The sequence below is a fragment of the Streptomyces sp. NPDC045846 genome, assembly GCF_056431605.1.
The window spans coordinates 1-20,936 of record NZ_JBWKKJ010000033.1 but is presented as its reverse complement, the minus strand read 5'-3'; the positions used below and the strand labels follow the sequence as shown (position 1 = coordinate 20,936).

Genomic DNA, 20,936 nt, shown 5'->3' with positions numbered 1-20,936 from the left:
CCCTCCCTGACACCGCCCTGACTATCACTCAAAGTAACGGAGACTGTCATGTACACCGGACGCCCCCAGGACCTGCGCCGGGCCGAGAACCGGGCCGCCGAACTGGCCGCGCAGGTGGCCGAGCTGCTGAACGCCATCGAGGCACTGGGCGTCGGCCCCGTCCTGCCCGCCGCCGGTCGGATCGCCGGACCGGCCTTCGACATCCGCCGCGTGCACACCGGCTGGACCGCACGCGCCTGACCGCAGCCCCCATCCCCCAGAGGCGAGAGGAGCCCGCCGTGGACCCGCAGCACCGCACCGAGGCCGCCGACCAGGCCGCCGCCCTCATCGCGGCCGTCGAGGCCGCCTACCAGCCCGCCCCCGCCATGCCGACGGCCTACCGGGACGACTCCCCCGTGCCCACGGTCGGCAGCGCGCTCCCCGTCGTGCAGCCGGGGCGGCCGCCGATGTCGCAACGGGCCACGGACGCCAGTGCGCTGATGCTCACCGGCAGCGTCGCCACGGTGTCCGTCGGCGGGGTCACCTCGCTCGTGCTGTGGACGCTCGGCCAGGTAGACCCGGTGAACCTGGCGATCGGGGCCGGCGCACCCACCGCCTTGGTCCTGGCCGCGTGCGGCCTGGTGCGCTCCCTCGGCCGCGCCCGGCGCGACGCGAACGAGGCACTCCCCGAACAGCACCACCACCACTACGCCGGGCCCGTCCACCAGGACCACCGGCAGGCGACCGCGCGGGGCGTCATTGCCCGCGCCTCCACCCGGAACTGATGCGGCGCCGGGAGCTGGAATCTCCCGGCGCCGCCGGCCACGACCGCGCAGCGGTCCCGACCCACGACACGGAGGAACCCCGTGACGCAGCCCGCACCTTACCCACCCGCCGCTCCGCTCAACGGCCACGCCCGCCGGGCTCCGCTCCCACTGACTTCCGCTCCGGATACGCGGGTCGGTGCTCCGCCGCCACGCGCGACAGGAGAGACTGCCGGGATGAGCGAGACGCTGACGGATGGCCAGACACCCGGCCACAGGGGGGCCATGGCCCCGGCCACCCCGGCCACGGCTGGGGCCACTCCGGCCACGCGGCCGGGCACTCCGGGTCCTCAGGAGAGCGCTCCGCCCCCGCAGCGCAAGGGCGGCCAGGGGTGGCCGGGGGAGGGCGGCCAGGGGGAGGCCGTGGCCCCGGCCGCCGGCCACCCTGGCCCGGCCATGGCCGGGGCCACCCCGGCCAAGTCGGCCACCTCCAAGGGCGGGCCCAACCGGTGGGTTGGCTGGCTGCTGGTGGCGGTGGCCACGGTCGGCATGCCCCTGGTCGGCGTGATCGGATTCGCCGCGTCCTACTCGACCCTGGAGCGGTTCGCCCTTCACCACGGCTTCAGCGAAACGCTCGCCCCGCTCTTCCCCATCGGGATCGACGTCTCGATCATCGCGCTGCTGGCGTTCGATCTGGTGATGGTCCGCCGCAATACGCCGTGGCCCGTCCTGCGGTTCGCAGCCCACGTGATGACGCTGGTCACCGTCCTGCTCAACGCCAGCGACGGGTTCGGCGACGGCTCTGTCTGGCACGGGCTGGCGAGCAACCCGCTGTGGGCGCTGAGCCATGCCGCGATGCCCGGCCTGTTCGTCCTCGGCGTCGAGGGAGCCCGCCGGCTGCTGCTGCACGCCGCCCGCATCAAGGACGGCACCGCGGCCGACCGGATCCCGCTGCACCGCTGGGTGCTGGCACCGGCCCGCACGGGCCGCCTTTACCGGCGTATGCGGCTGGCCGCGGTGCGCAGCTACCCCGAGATGGTGCAGCGCGAGCGCGACCTCGAGGGCTACCGGGTGTGGCTGACCCAGGAACTCGGAGGCGACCTCTCGCGGGCCTCCGAGGTGCAGATGCTGCCGATGACGATGGCCCCCCACGGCTACACCGTGACGGAGGCGCTGGCCCTCCCGGCGAAGTGGAAGGCGGAGGCAGAGGAGCGCCAGCGCCTGGAGGCGGAGCGGCAGCGGGCGGAGGCGGAACGCCAGCGGCAGCAGGCCAAGCAGGACCGGCTGCGCGACCTGGAGGACGCCACCGACATCACGGTGGCCGAGCACCAGCAGAAGGCGCGCACGGGTACGGCGGCCGCGCAGGCGGAGGCGGCCCGCGCGCAGGCGGAGGCCGAGGCCGCGGCCGCGAAGGCGACGGCGGAGCTCCGCCGCGTCCAGACGGAGCGCACCGCGCGCACGGAGGCGGAGGCGATGGAATCGGCGGAGGCGGCCGCCTCCCGGCGGAAGGCGGCCGAGGACACACTCGCGGCAGAGAAAGCGGAGGCGGCCGCCGCCAGCGAGGGTGCGGCCCGGGCCAAGGCCGAGGCCGATCTCGTGGCGCACAAGGCACGCGCGGTGTCAGAGGCCGCCCGCCTGGCCGAGGCGGAGAAGCGCGCCGCGACCGACAAGCAGGAGGCGGCTCGACTCGCGTACGAGACGGCGTTGATGGAGGCAGTCACGCTGAAGGCCGAGGACTACGCCCGCCTGACGCCGCGTGAGCGCAACGAACGGCTCGTGGCTCGGCTGCTCCTGGCGCACGGATTCGACGTCAGTCAGCCCGACCCCGAACTCGTCTCGCTCGCGCAGATCATGGCCACGCTCAATATCAAGCAGACGGCGGCGGGCGACATCAGGCAGTCGTCCGTGAAGCTCCTGATGGACGGCTACCGGCCCAACGAGTTCGAGCTGCGGATGGACAACGGCCAGCTCTGACGCCGACGCAGGAGACGGCGGTGGGCGGCACCCGACGCGGGTGCCGCCCACCGCCGTTTTACGGGCACTAGGCCCTAGCCGTCCTGCCCTCCGCCGTGGCCCAGGAGCCGGCGGCCGGACGGCACAGCCACGAGCACGTCCTGGTCGTCGTTGCGGTCCATGGGCGACGGGCCCGGGCCGCTGCGCTCGGAGGGCAGCAGGCGCGGTGGGGGAGTCGAGGTCAAGTCGTCGGTGGCGGCCGTCGGACCGGTGCCGAGGCGGCGGCGCGCAGTGCTCATCGGCACAGTCTCGCAAGTTCCGCCCGGCTGTCTCGCCGGGGACTTGCGAGACCGTGCACCTGTCCGCGTGCGATGCTGGGATCGCCGGTTGCCGTGGGCGGCCGGAAGTGGAGCCAGGTGGCCCGGGGCATGACCGGGAACCTGGCTCTCGCGCGCACTGGACGTGCAACTCTTCCCTATGCGCTCCTCCGAAGACTCTTCGTCCCCTCTCCGCGCTGCCCGGATCCGGGCAGAACGGCACGGCACCGTCTACCGAGACGCCGTGGCTGCCCTGCTCGAACAAGCTGCCCAGGACATCCGGCAGGGCGATGACATCCACGACGTCCTGGCCGAGATCCAACTCCTGGCCCCTGCCGCTCGGGACGCCGGACAACGTGACGCTGAGGAGCAGCAGTCCTACACCCCCGACGCATCCGCCAGCGGGGCGAGGAAGGCAGACCGGATGGCTGCGGTGCGCCAGTGGTACCTCCAGTTACCTGACGATGTACGCCTCTGGACAGGCCACATGATCATCAAGGAGTACTCCGCGAAGCTGGAGGCAATGACCGGCGTCAAGGCGGAGACCGTGCGCACGGAGTACCTCTACAAGATCCGACGCGAGCTCGGTGAGGCGGAGGAGGACTGAGCAGAACGGTCGGGAACCCGTGAAGGAGTTCGGGCGCCAATCGATCAGGCGCGCCCGCCCCACCACTTGCGTCGCCGTTCGGGCTCCTGGGCCGCAGTCGGCCCGCCCGCGGACTGGCTCGGCACCGTGGGCCCGAGCGGAGTGGTGAGTGCGGCCCGCTCCGGGGCGGGCATCAGAGCAGCCAGCGCCTTTTGCAGGTCCTCGATCCGTGCGCCCCGCTCGACGAGCTGCTTCTCGAGGTGCTCCGCCTTTGCCTCGGCGAGCTTGCGGCCGTACTCGGCCTCGGCCAGCGCCAGGGCATGCTCCGCACGGATCCGAGCCAGTTCGGCCTGTTCGACGGACGACGTCGTGGGTGGGGCTTGGTCCTGGACGGCAGCGACGTCGCCGCCGTTCCCGGTGTTGGGCCCTGCGGGGGCGTTAAGCCGGAACCCTGCGGCCAACAGGGCATCGACGGGGATCAGCCAGCCGCGCTTCGGATCCTGGACAGCGCCGGGCAGCTCGCCGGCCTCGCGGCGGCGGCGGATCGTGGAGCGGCCGACGCCACACGCGTCAGCCGCTTCCCGCTGGGTCAGCATCGGGCGCGTCATGCCCCTATCCTCCCCGCCCGCCGGTATTGGGAGCAGCCCGACCCACCCATTGGGCAATCAGGCCCTCCATGGCGCCGATTGGGCTGTGACCTGCCATGGAGGGGGCATGGGTGGGTGTGGAGGGGGCCTTGGAGGGAGTAACAGCCCTGCGCTCAGGCAGCCTGGCCGCTGCCTTCTTCGAACAGCGTGAGCTGGCCGTCCGATACGAGAGGGACGGTGACCCAGTGCTTCAGCCCGCGGGCCAGGATGTTGTTGGAAGTCTGCAGCGCCTGGAAGACGTGCTGGCGGTACCACGAGTCGGCCCCGACCATGGAGTTGACGAGCACAGCCAGCACGGACTCGTGGACTACGGCACGACCCTGCAGCACCAGGTCCAGGGCCTTCGGACTAAGGACGTTCCCGTTCGGGAGAATGGCTCCGCTGCGTAGGACGTCGCGGGAGAGGACCAGTAGGAGTCGGTGGTGAGCCTGCCGCATACGCTGGTAGTTCTCCGTCCTCCGGGCGGAGTCTCCCCCTTCGGCCATGAGTTTGACCGACGTATTCAGTGCTGCCACCGCGTGTCGGGTGTCCACGTGGGCTGTGCGGTCCAACTGTTCCGCGAGGATCTGCCGTGTCCGCTCGATGAACTGGAACACGTCGGCGGTCAGGTCCTCCGATCCGGTGCGGGCGAGCGCCATCAGCCAGGCCTCCACGCTCGCTGTCGAGTGGACTCCGCAGCCCAGCAGCAGCGACCGCAGCAGATGCGGGGTGAAGGGCCGGCGTCCGGACAGGGCTGCGTGGAACGTGCTGTGGGAGTAGCCAAGGCTCTTAGCGGCGACAGCGCGCAGGCTCAGGTGGTAGAACCGCATCAACCAGCGGAGCGCTTCGCGCAGCTGCTCGGCGGTTTCGATGGGCGGGGGCACGATCTTTCCGGACGTCACCCAGCGCTTGATGCACTCCTGGCGGTCCACCGCGCCGCCGTCCGCGTGCTCGGGTTCCTGGGCGAGCCGTACGGTCTGCCACCGCTCGTACCAATCGTCGGGGTCGCCACCGCAGGCCGCGACGTAGGCCCCTAGCGCGTTCCAGCTGGGGAAGTGCTGGCCGCTCTGCGCCTTGGACAGGGCGGCCGTCGACATCGCGCAGGTATGGGACATCTCCTGCAGGGTGGGGTTGCCCGCCTGGTCGCGCAGTTGGCGGAGGTCATGAGCCAGTTCCACCAGCGGACTGCTGAGGGCCGGCAGCGGGTTGAGGGGGCGGGCCACGGCGTGTCTCCTTTCCCGGGGCCGAAGCCGGGGTGCCGACGGGAGTCAGCACCCCGGAAAGGACGGGTCAGGGACGGGGGTTGCGCAGGTCTCCCATGATCATGAGACCCGCGCCGATGACACCGGCAGCCTCCGGCAGCGATACGCCGCAGAGGGTGAGCACGGTGAACGCAGCCAGAATGACCGCGAGCTGGACCGCAGGGATCCAGCTGCGAACCGGCTGCTTCTCCACCGGCTTGGGCACACTTTCAAGACGCTCCGGAACGCGCTGGACGCGCGGGCGGGGCTGGGCAAACCGGGATATGCGCGGGCGGTACTTGCTCAAGTCGGTGCCTATCTCTTAAGGATGTTCGCTGCGGACGTGATCCAGTGCGGGTCTGGCTGGTCTGGACGGTGAAGCGCTCAACTTCCGTGTGACGTATGGGACTTGACGGACCTGTTGGCAGACAGGTGAGTCATCGCGCCACGTTACCCACACCGGAGCGGGAACATCCCACACCCGCGCATATGCGGGACACGCGCGAAATAATTGCCCCGGCCCCGCTTGTGGATGCCCTGCGAACGGTCCCGGCGGTTATTTCGCCAGCGTTCTGCACGGCGGATTAAATACTCGTTTGTGCTCTGCTCCGACGTACGGGTATCCGCAGGTCACGCCGCCGTGTTGTTTCGCAGGTGTATCGCGTTGTCCACAGGGCATTGTCACGATCTCGGCCGGGGACGAATCTTAAGACTCACATCCGGGCGCGTACGCCGTGCACGGCTTAAGGGTGAATGTCTATTGGTCTGGACAGGCGCCAGTGAATGGTGGTCCCCGTGGCAGCGGGGCACCCCAGATTTCCCTCCGTACCCCCGGGGTACGGCAGGACGACGACGAGGCGGGACCCCGATGACGCGGGGTCCCGCCTAGTCGTGTTCAGAGGTAGTGCAGGGCCGGCTCCCTGCCGCGCTCGTGGTCCGCAGTCCGTCAGTCCTTCCGGCCGGTGCCGGGAGCGACCTGAGACCCCCGTGGGGCAACCGGCCCATCCATGGCGCTGATTGGGGCTGTGACCTGCCGTGGAGGGGGCCTGGTTGAGTCTTTGGGTGCGCCTGGAGGTGACGCTGCGGTGGCTCAGGGGCCGGGAGGAGGGGAGCCGCCCTGGCGGGCCTGGCTGGTGCGGTCGAGGACGGAGGACAGCCACGTCCAGGTGTTCGTCGCTTTGGCTGCGGCTACCGCGCTGTAGAGGATCACTACACCGAGCGGCGCGAGCGCGGCCTCGCCCGGGACGCCCATCGCCCTGGTGAGGACCCACATGGCCGCTACGCCGCTCGCCGCGACGATGGCGCCCACGAGCATCAGGCGCAGCCAGCGCCCGCGTTCGGGGCCGGGGTCGGCGGGCAGGTCGTTTTCCGGCAGGAGTTCCCCGTACAGGCCCCGGGCCTGTGCGGTGGCGATGGCCAGGGCGTAACCCGACAACCGGGCCGTCGCTGCGTCGCGTTCGCTGGTCACCAAGGCGTCCAGCGGCTCGACCAGCCGCTGACGGACGCGACGGGCGTGCGCCATGAGCGCTCCGCGCCCGCCGTACCGGGGCACCCCTCCAGCCCACCGTGCGTTGGCGCGCAGCTCGCCGTTCAGGAGGCTGACGCCCGCATGGATGGCGCCTATGCTCTCCGCCCGCTCCCGCACCGTGGCCGCGGTCGTCAGCCGGCCGCATGCCGCCACCAGGTCAAGCGCGGTGGAGATCAGAGTGTCTTCCTTGCGCTCCGGTCCGCCCCCGCTGAGCTTGAGGATCTGATCCATGAGCGTGTTCAGCGCGAACACGGCGACTGAGCCCCAGAAGTAGCGCCACTGGTGCACGAACACGTCATCGATAGGGCGGTGCTGGGACTCTGCTGCGGCTTGAAAAGCGACAGCGACCACGGCGAAGCCCATGATTCCGTATGCGAGTGCGTGGCCCGTGACCACCCCGATGAATGCCGCGCAGGAGGCGATCGGCGTGCGGTCGGGGCGCCGGTAGGCGCCGCGAATGTCGTCCCACGCGACCTCGGGGAACTCGGGGAAGCCGCGCACTGCGGCTTGCGCCAGGGCGATGCGCTGCTCGACCTTGCCCCAGTGCCAGGCCCGTATACGGTCCCGCCACCGGCTGGGCACCACAGGTAACGCAACCATTCCTTACTCCCCCTCCGCGTCGGCGGCCTGGCCCCCCGGGCCGCCCGTTTCGCTAGTCCTTCTTCGGCTTCGGTTTGGGCCTCGGCTGGCGTTGGGAGTGCGCGCCCATGCCACCGGACATCGGGTTGGCCGGCCGTGGCGAGCCGGAACTGGTGCGGCCGGTGTCACCGCGCCCGGCATGGGTCTGAATCCCGGACTGGACTCCCGCGGTCGCGGTGCGGGGGCCGGCGATGGTGCGGGCGGTGCCTGAGACGGTGCGGGCCGCTGCCCGAGCCACGCGGACCGAGTCCCCGACTCCGGGCACCTTCCAGACGGTGTACACGCCGACGACGAGCGCGATGACGGTGACGCCGAGGCCGGTGACGACGTGTCCGCTCGCCTCCATCACGGCGGCCAGGCCGAGCACGATGACGATGACCGGCTTGACCAGCACGAGCATGATCATGAATCCGGCCCAACGGCGCACATGGCCCCACAGGTTCTGGTCGACGACACCGGCGTAGACGACGACGCCGAGCAGCGCGCCGACGTACAGGGCGAGCGCTCGCAGCGCGAGGAACATGTAGAGGAACCCGCAGAGCACGATCGTGACGAATGAAACGGCGGCGAGCATCAGCGGGCCGCCGCCGAGCTTGCCGTTCTTGAGGTCGCTGCCCATCGAGGTGAACAGGCCGCCGGGGGAGGAGCCGAGCGCGCTCGTCAGGGCGTCGGTGACGGCGTCGACTGCGGCGACCAGGACGTACAGCACGAGCGGCGTGAACGCGGTGGCCAGGACCGCGAGCCACAGGAATCCGATGGCCTCGGATATCGCGGTGGTGAGCGGCACGCCGCGCATCGCGCGTTTGGCGACGGCCAGCAGCCACAGCACCAGGACCAGGATGGTGCTCGCCGCGAACACGATCGCGTACTGCTTCACGAACGCGGCGCCGGTGAAGTCCACCGGCATCTTGTCGCCGGACACGAGCTTGCCGAGCTGGCCGGCCGTCCAGTCGGCGCCCTTGGCTATGGACAGGGCGAGGCGGGTGAGCGGGTCGTTCTCGTCGAGGGATCCGGTCTTCGCACCCTGGCCGCTTTTCTGGCCGTTGCGGCAGTACTCGCCTGCGAGGCCGATGATGGCGCCGCACGGGTCGTCAGCGAGCAGCATCGGGCCTCCGCTCGGTGGTGTGAGTGGTGTGCGTGCGCACGGCGTTGGTCTCCTCGGTGGTGACGGTCAGTGCATGGTGCGGCGGGCCTGGCGGAGCTGGGTGGCCGCGGTGGCCGAGGCCTGGCCGGCCAGGTGCAGGGCGGTGAGGGCCTGGGCCGGGGGCCGGGTGGGCTGGCCGGGGCCGGCGGGCGGCAGGCCGAGGGCGGCGGCCAGCTGCTGTATGGCGCTCGCCATCGCCTCGCTGATCCGGACCAGGTCGTCGGTCGCCTGGCGGACGGCGTACGGGTGGCCCCACTCGGCTCGGCCCGACCTCACGTCCGTGATCATCCGGTCGAGGGCGTCGGCCGCGACCCGGATGTGCAGGGATGGGTTCTGAGCGGCCATCGGCCCTCCTGGGGCGGGTAGTCGAAATTGATGCGTCTGGTGCGTCTGCGCAGGTCGGTACGTGGATCGCGGTGCGGCCGGCGGGACGCATCGGCGCATCACTGGCCGACCAGACGGCGGGCAGCCCCTCATGATGGCGCGTCATGGACGCATCCCGGACGCGATGCTGGCGCGATGCGGACGCATCACGCCAGGGTGCCCTGGATGTCAGCCAGCCGGTACACCGTCGTTCTTTTCCCGTCGATCGTGGGTCGGTCGGTGGCCACCTTCACGCCTGCCGCCTTCAGCTGTGCCTGGATGGTGCGGCCCACCATCAGAAGGCGGTTGTCCTGGCCCTCCCACTTGCCCCACACGGCCGGGTCGGCGGCGACCAGGGCGTCGGCGAGCTGCTCGATGGTCAGCATCTCGGGGTCACCGTGGGTGGCGAACACGTCGAGCAGCGCCGCGATGATCGGCGCGATGTCGTCGGGTCGGGCGGGAGCGGCGGCCGCGGCCGGAGTGAGGGAGGGCAGGCCGGCCGCGACGCGCTCCGCGGCGCGGGCCGCGGCGGTGACCGGGTCGATGGGGGAGACGTAGCGCAGCACGGGTTCGCGGCTGCGGGGGGTGACGCAGTAGAACCGGCCGGCGTCTGCCGGATCCCATTCGCCGGGGCTGGGGTTGAGCAGGTGCGGCAGCCAGCCCTGGGAGATGGCGTCGGACTGCCCGACCACGAGGGGGACGTCGGGCTGGCGGCACGGCATCAGGATCCGCACGCCGAGCGCATCGGCGATCGCATCGCCCATCTCGTCGGACGTCGCGTCCTTCGTGCAGACGACCAGGGTGACCCTGGCCTTGCGGCCGATGCCGAGCAGCAGCAGGCCGAGTTCCTTGGCCCGCCGCGTCAGCCGGGGCCACTCGTCCACGAATCCGATGACGGCCGGACTGTCCGGGCTCACCGGGTAGTTGTCCTCGAGCGGGCCCATCGCTGCGATCCGCTGCTCGGCCAGGGCCAGCAGCCAGGCCAGCAGCGGCTCCGCGTCCTGGGGGGTGAGCGCGCGGCGGGCGGCGCAGTCCCGCAGCGGCCCGAGCCCGCGGCCGGTCGGGTCGATGTCGACGGTGACCGCGTCCGTGCAGGCGGTGGTGTACTCGGCCAGGGTGCGCACCATCGAGGATTTACCCCCGCCGGACCGCGCGACGATCAATACGTTCTGCCCGGCCAGGACGACCGGGGTCGTCTGCCCGTCGATGGAGATGCCGATGTTGACCGGGGTGGTGATCGAGCACGACAGCGGCGGCCGTACGGGCAGGGGCAGCGGTTCGGCGAACGGGTCGGCGAGCAGGACCCGCAGGGTGACGGCGGCGGCATCGTCCGGGTCGGCGCCCTGCGCGAGGATCCGGTTGGTGCCGACCCGCAGCGTGGTCGCCACGTCCGGCAGCACCCGGATCAGGTCGCCGAGCGTGCCGCCGGACAGGACCAGCGGCACCGTCCAGCCCCAGTCACTCTCCACCGGGGTCCCCACCTGGTCGAGCTTGACGCGCTCCTTGAGCAGGGCCAGGCGCACGGCCTCGCGGGCCTGGCGCGGATCGCGGCCCGCCTCGCGCAGCGCGAACGGCTCCGGCTCCGGGTCCACCAGGTCCGCCGCCGGCGCCTTCGCCGGGATGAACAGCAGGCGAGGTACCGGCGGACGGCGCCGGACGGGGTTGCGGCCCTTGCCCCAGGCCAGCGCGAGCATGAACACGCCGGTCAGGGCCGTGACCGTCAGTGCGGCGAGAACGGACAGCATCAACAGGCCCACCCACGCGGCGGGCAGCACCAGCATCCACACGAACGCGGCAGTGTGACGGCGGGCCATGATGCGCCCGCGTTCCTGCGCCAGCATCTGCGGTGTCACGCCCGGCGCGTCGAACTCCTCCTGGCGGAGCTTCATGCCGAGCTGGGCCCACTGCATGAGCCGGTAGGAGATGAACGTCGACGAGCCGCCCCCGCCCATTCCGTAGCCGCCGTAGCCGTACCCGCCCCGCCGGTAGCCGCCCCGGGACAACTGCTGCCGCTGCATCGCCATGCGCTGCATCTGCATCTGCTGGGTCGTCTTCTGCTGCTGGCGCAGGAGTGAGATGTTCTGCTGCACCTCGGAGCGGGTCTGCTGCTGGATCCCTCGCCACTGCCGGAACAGCCCGTTCAGGGCGGCGTAGGCGACGTGCGTGTCGGTCAGGTCCTCGGTGCGCCACCAGCGGCCCCATTCGGCGCGCAGATGCCGCACCCCCACCGTGAGGGTGCCCGCCTGCTCCGTCCCTGTGCCGGGCATCGCGATTGTTCCCCCTTGTCTCAGATGGAGTGCAGCAGCAGGTCGCCGACTGTGTTGCCGCTGGTGCGGATCAGGCCCAGGGCCATGCCGATGAGTCCGGCGGAGGCCCCCAGCCAGACGCCCACCAGCGAGCCCCGGATCAGCGGGCTCCGGAGGTCATAGCGGCCCGACTTGATCAGACCGGCGTACAGGGCGAGCAGGCACAGCCCGGCGATTGCTCCGCTGACGCCGACCTTCTCGCCGCCGGTCAGCGGCCCCTTGTGACCGCCGGCGGCGACCGCCCCGGTCGCGTTCTCCAGCGCGTACCGCCCGACCCCGTCGCCGAACGCGGCCGCGGCCCCGCCCATCGTGCCCAGCACCCCGCCCCCAAGGAACAGCAGGGCCGACAGGGCGACCCCGGCGAAGAAGTGCATTTTGGGTGTGGGGTCGCCGCCGCGCCAGCGGCCTATCTGGTACATCAGCACCACCAGGCCGAGGGTGACCGCTCCGATGCCGCCGGACACCGCTCCCGTGTTGTTCACGCTCACGCTCCTGTCAGCCAGTTGATGGCCGCGCGCCCGATGAAGCGCGCGATGGTGATGACGACCGCCCACACGACGGTGGCGCCGGCCACGCGCAGCAGGTAGCCGGTGACCGCGGTGTCCCAGGCCCGCCCCAGCAGGCGGCCCACCCCGAGCACGAGGTTGCGCAGGATGGTGAACAGGCCGCCCCCGAGCAGCCCGCCGACCGGGGTCAGCAGGATGAACCCGATGACCAGCACCGGCATCAGCACCCATCCGACGAGCGCGAACGGCCCGTCGGTGACAATCGAGTGCGCCACGCTCCGGGCCAGGCTGCTGTCGCCCGTCGTCACCATCAGCGCGATGAGGATCGCCGGGACGTTGTACTTCAGGCGCAGCCAGCGGATGTCCAGCCCGCGCTTTTCCGCAGCAGTCTCCGGGTTGGGCAGGTGGGACACGACGGCCTCGCCGATCGTGACGGCGATCTCGTGGGCCGCCTCCAGCCCCTCGCTGCCGTGCACGGACCACGTCTCGCGCATCTCCTCCCCGACCCGGCCCCAATAGCCCGGCCCCTGGGGGACATCCGCGTCCTCGAGGTCCGAGGCGGCACCGGCCGCGGACGCGGGGCCCCAACCGGGCGCCGGAGCGGCATCCCACCTCGGCACCGGCTCCGGCGGAGGCGGCGGTGCTGCCCGCCACCACTCGACATCCGCGCCCGGCTCCGCAGGCACCGCAACACCCTTGGCGGCCTCCGAGGGGGCGGGAGCCTCTGGCGGCAGAGGCTGGCGCACCGGCACGTCGTCGGCGGGGGCGGGCTCCTCCGGGGGCAGCGGCGCCGACGCGCGCCACCACTCCGGCTCCTGGCCCTCGCCTATGTCCCCGCGGTCCTCGCTCACGCGGTGCCGCCCGCCGCGTACGCGCCGATGCCTAGGCGCCGCCACAGCCAGGCGCGGGCGCGCAGCTCATCCCCGAACAAGCTCTGCTGCGAGGGCAGGCGAGCCCCGCCGCCAGCCACCAGGTCCGGACGGTCCGGGACGTCCGGCGGCGTGGCGGGATCATCGACAGCGACGGCTATGTCCGTCATCGGCCGGGTCCTCTCGCAGCAGGGGAACGGCACACCCTCCGACCTGCGGTTCCGGGCGGCACCAGTTCGATCACCTGTCGCAATCTAAACCTCACCACCCGTAAGGGCCCAGCGGATACACCAGCCAACTGCCGTTCTGTGCAGTCACATTGCGAACACAGGGCCATCAACGGCACAAACCGGCAGGGAAATCGAGAGCGCGCGCACCCTCACGGCTCGGCAGGACCGTGCTCCTCCACCTGCCGAGCCTGCTCAGTGGCAGTTGACCAGGAGACCGATGGGGGCGGGGGCGCGGCGCTACGGTGGTGGGAGGCGGTCGGCCCCCGGTTCGCGGCCGGCGCCGAATCCACCGAGCAGGAGGCAACGTGACTGCGCAGCCACACGAGGACCGGCCGGCGTTCCACCCGCCCATGGGGACGCTGGCCGAGCTGAGGTCCGCTCTGAGCACGTGGGGATTTCCCGGCGACCTCGAGGAGTTCGAGAAGGAGCTGGAGACGACGGACCTGGACGACCTCACCAGGGTTCGCGAAATCGTCCAGGCCTATCGCCACCGTGTGCTCCTCCGGTTCGACATCCAGGGGTCGGCGGCGCTCGCCCGGTCGACAGCGGACGTCACGGAGGAGCTGCGCCGCAAGATGGCCGAGCGGTGACCCACGCGTTCTACAGCGACGCCGCGGAGAAAATCCGCCGCGAGCTGTCCCGGGGCGAGCAGGCCGCCGTAGAGTCGGTGCGCCTCGCGCTGGAGGACGATCCGGAACAGGGCCGCGGCCTGCCGGACGCCGACCCGTACTCGGAGTCCTACGTGGTCGAACTGCTCCCGGAGGTGACGGGCGGGCGGGGGATCTCTGTGGTCTACCGATACAGCCAGGACATGGACGCCTGCCTCATCCTGTGGCTGATCGCAGGACCATAGCGGCGGCTCGCAGGCAGTCGACGAAGGGTTTTCCCATGCAGGCCGGTCGTCGCCGCTGGTGCCAGTTTGGTAGCCCCAGCTGCGGCAGCTGGTGAGGCCACCCGTCTGCCCAACCGACCACGGGACGAAACGATTCCGCCAGAAGTGGGGAATATGCATTCCACCTGCGGAAATGCGGAGGCCGGCTGAGCTTTTGCACATCCACCGAAAAGGCTAGACACGGCCGGGCAGACGATGGTCACCTATCTAGCGGCCCACCGGGGGCCGGGTCGCTCACGGGGTAGAGACGATGCTAGCCAGCCCTGGAGCGCGACCATACTGCTGCACTGGGATGAAAGGGCCACACACGTGCTCCTCAATGCCTTGCGCAAGAGCCGCCTGCTCGCGGCTACCGGGATTACCGGCACAATCCTCACGGCAGCGATGATCGCAGCGCCCGCAGCGCAGGCGAACGTTAGCAACGGCGGGTGCCGGACGACGGGCTACCTCGGAACCCCGCCGGGGGTGAACATCCTTCCCTGCTCATCCCCGGGATTCTGGACGGACTCCATTCAGGCCTACGTCGACGTGGAGAACCCCAACTCGCTCACCATAGACAGCTGCGCCCAACTGCTCCGCGTCAACAGCAACGGCAGCACGACGCAGGTCACCGACTACGGCTGCAACGGCTGGACCAGCTCCACTAGGTTCGGTTGGTACTCGAGGGCTGTGGCCACCCCGGGCTACGGCACCTACGTCGTGCAGACCGGCTACTGGTACGCCGGACAGTACTGGGGCGGGGCACAGAGTCAGCGGATCAGCATCTACTGAGAAGCTGCTTCTCAGATCCCGGGGCACGTGGTGGGGGGGGGGGGGGGGGGGGGGTCCCCCCCCCCCCCCCCCCCCCCCCCCCCCCCCCCCCCCCCAGGGGGGGGGGGGGGGGGGGTGGGGGGGCCCCCCCCCCCCCCCCCCCCACCACGCTTACCAAGCTGCTTACCACGGGGGTTGGTAAGGCTTGTGGTACGCACTGCACGAGAGGCTGCGCTACGGGCTGTGCAAGGGGCTGCGTCACTGCCGGTCACCCCGCTCGATATCCGCAGGTCACACCCCTTGGTAAGCGGGCTCGCTGATGCCGACTTCTCTCCTGTGTGCCCTTGTCCGCCTGTTGGTGGGTGGGGGTTGGTGGTGGCGGGGTGGGCGCGTGGTCGGTCGGCGGGGCGCGCCTGCGGCGGGCTGGTGGTGGGGCCGGTGGCCCGGTGCCGGCGCTGGGGTGCGGCGGCCGGGCAGGAGGGAGGTCGGCCGCGGGCGGGGGCCGGTGTCTGTGCCGGGTTGTCAGGACGGCTCGGCGGGCGGGGCGTTGCGGCAGGGCTGCCCCTGATGGGGCAAGCGGCGGGGCAACCGCTGACGGTCGGAGCCCGGGCAAGGTGCCGGGTGCTGGGCAAGGTGCTGCCGGGCAAGGTGTCCGGGGGCAAGCCCGGCCGGGCTTGCCCGGCCTCGGCGGCGGGTCCTTGCCCGCCTGCATGAGCCAGGCGGGCAAGGCGGGATCAACCCGTGGTGTGCAGGTTGGGGTCCTTGCCCGCTGCGGCCGGGGTAGCTTGCCCGGCTGCTGGTTGAGTCCGGCAGGGTGGCGGTTGGAGGCCGCTGGCGGGCGGGCAAGTTGATCCGGAGGGTGGCTGCACTGGTGATCCGGGAGTTGTGCCGGGAGTTGTACCGGGGCCACTGCCGGGGGTTGGGGCCCCCCTTTTGTGATCTTGGGTGTTGTGGCTGCTCAGAGCCCTTGGGCAAGCCGTTTCAGCGCGCCGACACCTTCCTCCACGCGATAGCCGTGGAGGAGGCTGCGGTTGAAGTGGGGCGGGGCTGCGGCGGGCGGTACCGGCGTTACTACCGGCCCTACTACTGCCGTTACTACCGGCGCTACTACCGCCGTTACTACCGGCGGCCGCGGGGAGCGCGTGCTACGGCCCCCCTTCCCAGCCCTCCCAGGAGCTCCCAGGGCCTTCCGGGCTCCGGCTCGGTGTGCTTCGGTGCGCCCTGGCCCGGGGTGTACGGGCGGGAGCACGATGGAGGCATGGGCGGCGACATCGAGGGCCAGGGCGACGCGGCGGATCCGTTGTCGGTGGGGCAGGCCCGGGAGATGACGGTGGGGTTGCGGGAGGCGATGGCCGATGTCCGGCGCACGGTGGTGGTGCTGGCCGACCGGGTGCGCGCCGCGCACACGGCTTGTGTCTGGGTTCCTCTGGGTCTGACGTCGTGGGAGGCGTACTGCCGGGCGGAGTTCGGGATCAGCCGTGCGCAGTCCTACCGGCTCCTGGACGTCGCTCGCGGGGTGGGCGCGATCCGCACGGCCGTCACCGCCGCCGACCCGAAACCGGGTCTGTCTCGCATGCGAGACAGCGGCGGTGCGGAAGAGACCGCGGTCAACATGAAGATGTTCGGTATGGACGTCGACGTCGACTTCGATTTCGGTCTGTCCCAGCGGGCGCTGGTGGCCGTCGCGGGCCGCCTCGAGGACGTGGCGGACCTGATCACCCAGCGCCTGGCCCTGCGCGTCCACGACAGCGGCGGCCAGGCCCTCGACGCGGACACGGTGCGCACGGTGGTCCGCCAGGCCGTGCACGACATCCGAACCGCGCCCCCGGCCGTCGAACCAGCCGTCGAACCGGCCGTCGAACCGGCTGCGGGGGGTCTGCCTTCGGCGGTGGCCGCTCCGTGGGTGGCCGAGGGGCGGCGGGTGGTCGACGGACTCGCGGCGACCGCGTACGCGATCGGGGAGCTGATGCTGGAAGTCGCCCCGGCCTATCTGGACGACCGGCAGGCCGCGGACCGCCTCGCGCTGCTCTGCGATCAGATCGGCGAGCCCCTCGACCACGGTCTCGCGTCCCGCCGCTACGCCCTGACCGGCGACCGGCGCGCCCTGTACGGCACGGTCCTGTGACGGGGCGGGGGCGCGTGCCCGCAGCTCGGTGGACAGCGGCCGGGTATGGTCCCGGGCGCCCCGCTTGCTGGGGCTGGGGCGCCCGGAGCCTGTGCACGCACCTACTGGACAGGCGCGTGAGGGTCAACGAGTGAGCGGCCAGGTCGTGTGTGGCCCACTGGGGTGAGCGGGAGACGAGGCTGCCGGACCCGGGGGGAGAGGGTTGTGTCGCCCGGCAGCCCCGTGGCCGGCGTCCTGGTTGCCGGTCCCGGCCCGGGGCAGGCACGTACTGCTGCACCGGGCTGGTCTGGTGGGGAGCGGGGCCTGGGAGAGGCCCTTGCCGGGAGTATCGGCTCCGCCGGTGGGCTGGTGTCACGACACGCCCGGAACCCGTCGGGGGTGTCACTCGTGGGGTGGTGGGGGCAGCACGTCTTGGCGTCCGCTGCTCGTTGTCGTGGCGGCTTCCCGGGCCGCGGGCGCCCAGACCGTCGGCAGTGATGGGGCTCCCGGGGCTCTGCTGTGCGTGGGCCCCGGGAGCCGGAGCGCGCCTACTGGAGTGAGGCGCGTGCTGATCAACGATCAAAGGATCCCGTGGTGTGTGGCCCGCTGGGGTGAGGCGTGAGGCGGGCCGCTGGGTCACGGACCGGTGGCCCAGCGACCCACCCCGCACCGCGATCACATTAACGGGCTCACCTCGCTGCCCTGTGCCGGAGCAGGGGCCATATTTCGTGGGGAAGTTCTCGGCATGAGGGAAGCGTTTTGGGGCAGGCGGGGCTGGTGCCGCCTGAGTTCGCCGAGCTCGCTTCGCCGGTGAGCCGTGCCCTGAGGCAGGCAGGGTTCCACGTGGTCGGCGAAGCGGCGGGTGAGCGGACGCCCGGGCTTCATGTGAGTGAGGCTCCCGAGGGGGTGCTGGTCCGCTGGGTCGTCTCCGATGGTTTCACTGCGCTGGCGTTCGACCAGCCCGGGGCTTTCAGTGACGGCATGCGCGTGATCGTTCAGGCGGCTGTGGCGGGTCTGCTCGTGCAGATGGGACACACGGTGATGGAGCCGTCCGGCGGGGACGGCGTGCTGGTTCTGACGGATGCGACGCAGCCGGACCGGCCCGCATCGTAGACGGGGCCCGGGGCCACCGGGCGTGTGCCGCAGTGGAGTGGGCGGCGTGCGGGTGGTCCCGGGGCCTGACCAGTCCCGGGACCCTGGTGCACTTCGTTCTTCCTGAGCGGCGGGTTCAACGACCGTCCCCGGCCAGGGTCACCGCTTCCGTATCCGCCTGTGCCCAGTCGATGCCGAGGGCGGCGAGCTGCGCGAGCTGCTCCTGGTCCAGCTTGTCGCGGCGGCTCTTCTGGTTCGAGAGCCATACGCCGACCCGCACGGCGTGCTCCTGGCCGTCGACGACGACGGGTTCCGTGTGCTGACGCGGGATCACGGTCCGCTGCTCCCGTTCGACGTACTGCGCGAGCGCGGCCAGGCCCCGCCGGAACCCCTCAGCACCCTTCCGGGCCGTCCCGGCCGCGGTCCCGTTCTTCGAGGCGTCCGGCGTCGCTGCCCTGCGGGCCGGGGCGGGGGCCGCCTCGATGCCGAGCGCGCCAAGACGCTTCCGTTGCTCGGCGTTGAGGCGGTGCCAGTCGCGCCGTTGGCGGGTGAGCCACCGGCCGATGTCGTCACCCCGCCACGTCACCCCCGGCACGATGTCCGCCAGCAGCGCCCCCTCCTTCAGCAGCGCCCGGAGCCCCACGTGGTGGCGCTGCCAGTCCACCGTCCACCCCAGGGCGGCCGGGTTCCATTCCTCATCGATCGCGGCGAGCTGGGCGGCGCGCTCCGTGGCGCGCTTGGGGTCCTTGCCGAGTCCGCCGGGGCGGCGGATGTTGGTCAGCCATTGCCCAACGGGTTTGTCGAGTGCGGTGGCGTGCCGGGGCGCGGCCAGAGTGCCGGCCTCGGCGAAGTAGGCGCGCGCGGCCGCGAGGTTCTCGGCGAAGCCCGCGTCGGCGGTGTCCCAGACGATGCCGAGCGCGTCCAGGTCATCGGCGCGTTTGCTGGGCATCTGCCCGGCCCGCCAGGCCCGCCGCTGATCGGAAAGCCAGCGCCCCAGCGGGTAGGCACCTTCGAGGTGTTCGTAGGGCACTTCCAGTTGCCCCTCGCGCGTCCGGTAGCGGGAGGCGGCCTCGTAGCCGCGCAACCAGTCCTGCCGTTCGACGTCGATCACCCGGTATTTGACCCAGTTCGCGATCATCACGGGGTCCCGGGGGGCCGCGAAGCGGAGCAGGAGCCGATGTTCCTCCTCGTCGTCGTTCTCGGGCTCGGGTCCGATGTCGACGGACGGGTCTACGACGTTCTTCTGGTTCTCCTGCGGGATGGCGAGCATTTCCACGGCCCGCTCATCGTGCGCTCGGAGTCCTTCGAGGACTTTCACCAGGGGCGCATAGGAAGCGGACGTGAGCATGTCTTCTTTTTTCTCATCCTGCGCGAGAAATACAGGCACAATGAGTGTGGCCAATTTCCCTTGATCGGGCTTTTGCCTCAGCGCCCGGCCGATGGCCTGGACGATATCGACAGCCGATCCTTTCGGATCCAGAAGGGCCACGGAATCAACCGCCCGGATATCGACGCCCTCACCAAGGACGCGGCAGTTCGACAGGACCGCGCGCCCGGCCCGCCGGCCGAAGTCGGCCAGCACCTCACGCCGGTGGTCCACCGGGTGCTCCCCACACAGCCAGTCCACCCACACCCGCTCGGGGTGCCGCTCGGGGTTCGCCGCGTGCAGCCGCTTCGCGACCCTGGGCAGGCCCTTCGCGAACGCCGACGCCTCGATGGTGCGGTGGTGAAAGGTGATCGTCGTCTGCAATCCGTGCTCGGCCATCGCTTCCAGCAGGGCCGCTTGCAACGCAGCCATCCGCTGCCCGCGCACCTGCTCCTCCCGGCCTTCCTCGCTCGCCAGCCGAGCCGGAGTCACTACCGGGTCCCGGAGTTCGACCACCACGACCTGATACCGCGCCAGAAGCCCACGGGTCACCGCCGACGCCAGCGACAGCTCGAACACCACCGGCCCGAAAATGCTCGGGTCGTCCATGGAGCAGGCCAGCTCCCGCGGCAGGCGGTCCCGCCCGGCGAGCTCGTCCTCAAGCCGCTGCGGCCGCTCCTTCCAGATCCTCGGAGTGGCGGTCATGTACAGCCGCCGCACGGCCGGGATGGTCCGCTGATCATGGACAGCCGCCCAGGCCTTCCCCAGAGACCCCGATGTACGGTGCGCCTCGTCCACGATCATGAGGTCGAACGGGTCCAGGCGCTGCCCGTAGGAGCCCTCGTGAGCCTCCGCCAGGACGCCGAGGGAGGCGTAGGTGGCGAAGGCCGTCACGGGGCCGCGACCGTGCCACAGAGCGAGCTGCGGCGGGCTCGTGGTGGACCGCACATCGAGGTCCCAGAGGTGCGGGTCATCGTCCAGCGAGCACACCGCGACGGCCGGACCCGTGTGCCCGGCCGCCCGCCACTCCCGCACGGTCTGCGTCAGCAGATCAAGAGTCGGGAGCAGCACCAACACGCGTCCATCCCGGGCCAGACGGTGAGCCGCAGCCGCAGCGATGAGCGTTTTTCCCGTCCCGCACGCAGCCACCACCGTGGCCCGCAGGCCATTACGCGGAACGCGCTTCCCCGGAGGAATATCCAGCCCCCGCACCACCGCGTCCACCGCCTCAATCTGATGCGGTCGAAGCGTGATCTCATCTGTCGACACTCGGAACCCCAGACTGTGAGAGAAGAATTCCCGGACCCGGTATAGCGGTCTGGCTCGGGATGCTACACAGTGCATCGCACGTGATGATGTGTGGTGCACTGTGGTTGGTGCGTGACTGTCAGCGTAGCTCAACAGGGTGTACTGTGCGGGGTTTTCGCGTATGCTGGTCTTCTTGGTTCGGGGCCGGTGGCTCTGTCGAGTGGGTGTCATGGGGGAGGGGTCGGAGCGGGATCCGGGTTCTCGATCCTGTGGGGCTGGCCCCGTTCCGTGGCTGACGGCCGGTCACTCCTGCGGGGGTGGTGGCGGGTTCGTGAGCCCAGCAGTGACGCCCCTCCCTTCCTGTAGTCAGCCGTTCCGGCTCTGCCGGAACCAGCCGCCGCGTAGCGGTGGCGGCGGGGGAGCGGAGCGGACC

Annotated in this window: 21 protein-coding genes; 9 read left to right on the top strand and 12 right to left on the bottom strand. The window is 71.1% G+C overall.

Going from position 1 to position 20,936, the window contains the following annotated elements; translation table 11 throughout:
* Positions 1 to 48: 48 nt before the first annotated feature.
* The 3 genes from AC07F3_RS41010 (at position 49) to AC07F3_RS41000 (ending at position 2,717) form a co-directional block, all read left to right on the top strand.
* The gene (locus tag AC07F3_RS41010; protein WP_479120125.1) at positions 49 to 240 is read left to right on the top strand and encodes a hypothetical protein; all 192 of its coding nucleotides are present in this window, start codon (positions 49 to 51) and stop codon (positions 238 to 240) included.
* 38 nt (positions 241 to 278) lie between these two features.
* On the top strand, positions 279 to 764 hold the full coding sequence (locus AC07F3_RS41005) for a hypothetical protein (RefSeq protein WP_479120124.1): 486 nt from the start codon (positions 279 to 281) through the stop codon (positions 762 to 764).
* Positions 765 to 980: 216 nt separating this feature from the next.
* On the top strand, positions 981 to 2,717 hold the full coding sequence (locus AC07F3_RS41000) for a DUF2637 domain-containing protein (protein WP_479120123.1): 1,737 nt from the start codon (positions 981 to 983) through the stop codon (positions 2,715 to 2,717).
* A gap of 74 nt (positions 2,718 to 2,791) precedes the next feature.
* On the opposite strand, the gene AC07F3_RS40995 is transcribed toward AC07F3_RS41000, so the two are convergent.
* Positions 2,792 to 2,995 (bottom strand): hypothetical protein, encoded by a 204-nt coding sequence (locus AC07F3_RS40995; protein ID WP_479120122.1) that lies wholly within the window; start codon positions 2,993 to 2,995, stop codon positions 2,792 to 2,794.
* Between the two features lie 262 nt (positions 2,996 to 3,257).
* On the opposite strand from AC07F3_RS40995, the gene AC07F3_RS40990 reads away from it, so the two are divergent.
* Entirely contained in the window at positions 3,258 to 3,620 is a 363-nt protein-coding gene (locus tag AC07F3_RS40990; RefSeq protein ID WP_479120120.1) for a hypothetical protein, read from the top strand.
* 44 nt (positions 3,621 to 3,664) lie between these two features.
* Here AC07F3_RS40990 and AC07F3_RS40985 read toward each other — a convergent pair whose 3' ends face one another.
* From AC07F3_RS40985 to AC07F3_RS40940, 10 genes are all read right to left on the bottom strand, one after another.
* Complete coding sequence (locus AC07F3_RS40985) at positions 3,665 to 4,207, bottom strand: helix-turn-helix transcriptional regulator (RefSeq protein ID WP_479120119.1); 543 nt, start codon at positions 4,205 to 4,207, stop codon at positions 3,665 to 3,667.
* A gap of 152 nt (positions 4,208 to 4,359) precedes the next feature.
* Entirely contained in the window at positions 4,360 to 5,448 is a 1,089-nt protein-coding gene (locus AC07F3_RS40980) for a hypothetical protein (RefSeq protein WP_479120117.1), read from the bottom strand.
* A gap of 67 nt (positions 5,449 to 5,515) precedes the next feature.
* A complete protein-coding gene (locus tag AC07F3_RS40975) occupies positions 5,516 to 5,773 on the bottom strand; it encodes a hypothetical protein (RefSeq protein ID WP_479120116.1) in 258 nt (85 codons plus the stop codon).
* A 783-nt stretch (positions 5,774 to 6,556) separates the two neighbouring features.
* Positions 6,557 to 7,594 carry a hypothetical protein gene (locus AC07F3_RS40970; protein ID WP_479120114.1) on the bottom strand — a complete coding sequence of 346 codons (1,038 nt, stop codon included), beginning with the start codon at positions 7,592 to 7,594 and terminating at the stop codon, positions 6,557 to 6,559.
* Between the two features lie 52 nt (positions 7,595 to 7,646).
* A complete protein-coding gene (locus AC07F3_RS40965) occupies positions 7,647 to 8,738 on the bottom strand; it encodes a hypothetical protein (RefSeq protein WP_479120113.1) in 1,092 nt (363 codons plus the stop codon).
* Positions 8,739 to 8,804: 66 nt separating this feature from the next.
* On the bottom strand, positions 8,805 to 9,122 hold the full coding sequence (locus AC07F3_RS40960; protein WP_479120112.1) for a hypothetical protein: 318 nt from the start codon (positions 9,120 to 9,122) through the stop codon (positions 8,805 to 8,807).
* A 185-nt stretch (positions 9,123 to 9,307) separates the two neighbouring features.
* Positions 9,308 to 11,407 (bottom strand): hypothetical protein, encoded by a 2,100-nt coding sequence (locus AC07F3_RS40955; RefSeq protein ID WP_479120110.1) that lies wholly within the window; start codon positions 11,405 to 11,407, stop codon positions 9,308 to 9,310.
* Between the two features lie 20 nt (positions 11,408 to 11,427).
* A complete protein-coding gene (locus AC07F3_RS40950) occupies positions 11,428 to 11,928 on the bottom strand; it encodes a hypothetical protein (protein ID WP_479120108.1) in 501 nt (166 codons plus the stop codon).
* Between the two features lie 2 nt (positions 11,929 to 11,930).
* The gene (locus AC07F3_RS40945; protein ID WP_479120107.1) at positions 11,931 to 12,803 is read right to left on the bottom strand and encodes a hypothetical protein; all 873 of its coding nucleotides are present in this window, start codon (positions 12,801 to 12,803) and stop codon (positions 11,931 to 11,933) included.
* Entirely contained in the window at positions 12,800 to 12,991 is a 192-nt protein-coding gene (locus AC07F3_RS40940; RefSeq protein ID WP_479120106.1) for a hypothetical protein, read from the bottom strand. The genes AC07F3_RS40945 and AC07F3_RS40940 overlap by 4 nt, the downstream gene beginning before the upstream one ends.
* A gap of 365 nt (positions 12,992 to 13,356) precedes the next feature.
* On the opposite strand from AC07F3_RS40940, the gene AC07F3_RS40935 reads away from it, so the two are divergent.
* The 5 genes from AC07F3_RS40935 to AC07F3_RS40915 all read left to right on the top strand — a co-directional run bounded on the left by AC07F3_RS40935 (position 13,357) and on the right by AC07F3_RS40915 (position 17,910).
* The gene (locus AC07F3_RS40935; protein ID WP_479120104.1) at positions 13,357 to 13,641 is read left to right on the top strand and encodes a hypothetical protein; all 285 of its coding nucleotides are present in this window, start codon (positions 13,357 to 13,359) and stop codon (positions 13,639 to 13,641) included.
* Complete coding sequence (locus AC07F3_RS40930; RefSeq protein ID WP_479120102.1) at positions 13,638 to 13,904, top strand: hypothetical protein; 267 nt, start codon at positions 13,638 to 13,640, stop codon at positions 13,902 to 13,904. Before AC07F3_RS40935 ends, AC07F3_RS40930 begins: the two co-directional genes overlap by 4 nt.
* Before the next feature lie 504 nt (positions 13,905 to 14,408).
* The gene (locus AC07F3_RS40925) at positions 14,409 to 14,714 is read left to right on the top strand and encodes a hypothetical protein (RefSeq protein WP_479120100.1); all 306 of its coding nucleotides are present in this window, start codon (positions 14,409 to 14,411) and stop codon (positions 14,712 to 14,714) included.
* Positions 14,715 to 15,951: 1,237 nt separating this feature from the next.
* A complete protein-coding gene (locus AC07F3_RS40920; RefSeq protein ID WP_479120099.1) occupies positions 15,952 to 16,818 on the top strand; it encodes a hypothetical protein in 867 nt (288 codons plus the stop codon).
* Positions 16,819 to 17,556: 738 nt separating this feature from the next.
* Complete coding sequence (locus AC07F3_RS40915) at positions 17,557 to 17,910, top strand: hypothetical protein (RefSeq protein ID WP_479120097.1); 354 nt, start codon at positions 17,557 to 17,559, stop codon at positions 17,908 to 17,910.
* 115 nt (positions 17,911 to 18,025) lie between these two features.
* Here the strand turns inward: AC07F3_RS40915 and AC07F3_RS40910 are convergent, their stop codons facing one another.
* On the bottom strand, positions 18,026 to 20,524 hold the full coding sequence (locus tag AC07F3_RS40910; protein WP_479120096.1) for a helicase associated domain-containing protein: 2,499 nt from the start codon (positions 20,522 to 20,524) through the stop codon (positions 18,026 to 18,028).
* Between the last annotated feature and the right edge of the window lie 412 nt (positions 20,525 to 20,936).

Coding starts and splice junctions, on each gene's coding strand:
- AC07F3_RS41010 (WP_479120125.1), top strand. CDS start 49: ATGTACACCGGACGCCCCCAGGACCTGCGCCGGGCCGAGAACCGGGCC.
- AC07F3_RS41000 (WP_479120123.1), top strand. CDS start 981: ATGAGCGAGACGCTGACGGATGGCCAGACACCCGGCCACAGGGGGGCC.
- AC07F3_RS40995 (WP_479120122.1), bottom strand. CDS start 2,995: ATGAGCACTGCGCGCCGCCGCCTCGGCACCGGTCCGACGGCCGCCACC.
- AC07F3_RS40985 (WP_479120119.1), bottom strand. CDS start 4,207: ATGACGCGCCCGATGCTGACCCAGCGGGAAGCGGCTGACGCGTGTGGC.
- AC07F3_RS40970 (WP_479120114.1), bottom strand. CDS start 7,594: ATGGTTGCGTTACCTGTGGTGCCCAGCCGGTGGCGGGACCGTATACGG.
- AC07F3_RS40965 (WP_479120113.1), bottom strand. CDS start 8,738: ATGCTGCTCGCTGACGACCCGTGCGGCGCCATCATCGGCCTCGCAGGC.
- AC07F3_RS40960 (WP_479120112.1), bottom strand. CDS start 9,122: ATGGCCGCTCAGAACCCATCCCTGCACATCCGGGTCGCGGCCGACGCC.
- AC07F3_RS40955 (WP_479120110.1), bottom strand. CDS start 11,407: ATGCCCGGCACAGGGACGGAGCAGGCGGGCACCCTCACGGTGGGGGTG.
- AC07F3_RS40940 (WP_479120106.1), bottom strand. CDS start 12,991: ATGACGGACATAGCCGTCGCTGTCGATGATCCCGCCACGCCGCCGGAC.
- AC07F3_RS40920 (WP_479120099.1), top strand. CDS start 15,952: ATGGGCGGCGACATCGAGGGCCAGGGCGACGCGGCGGATCCGTTGTCG.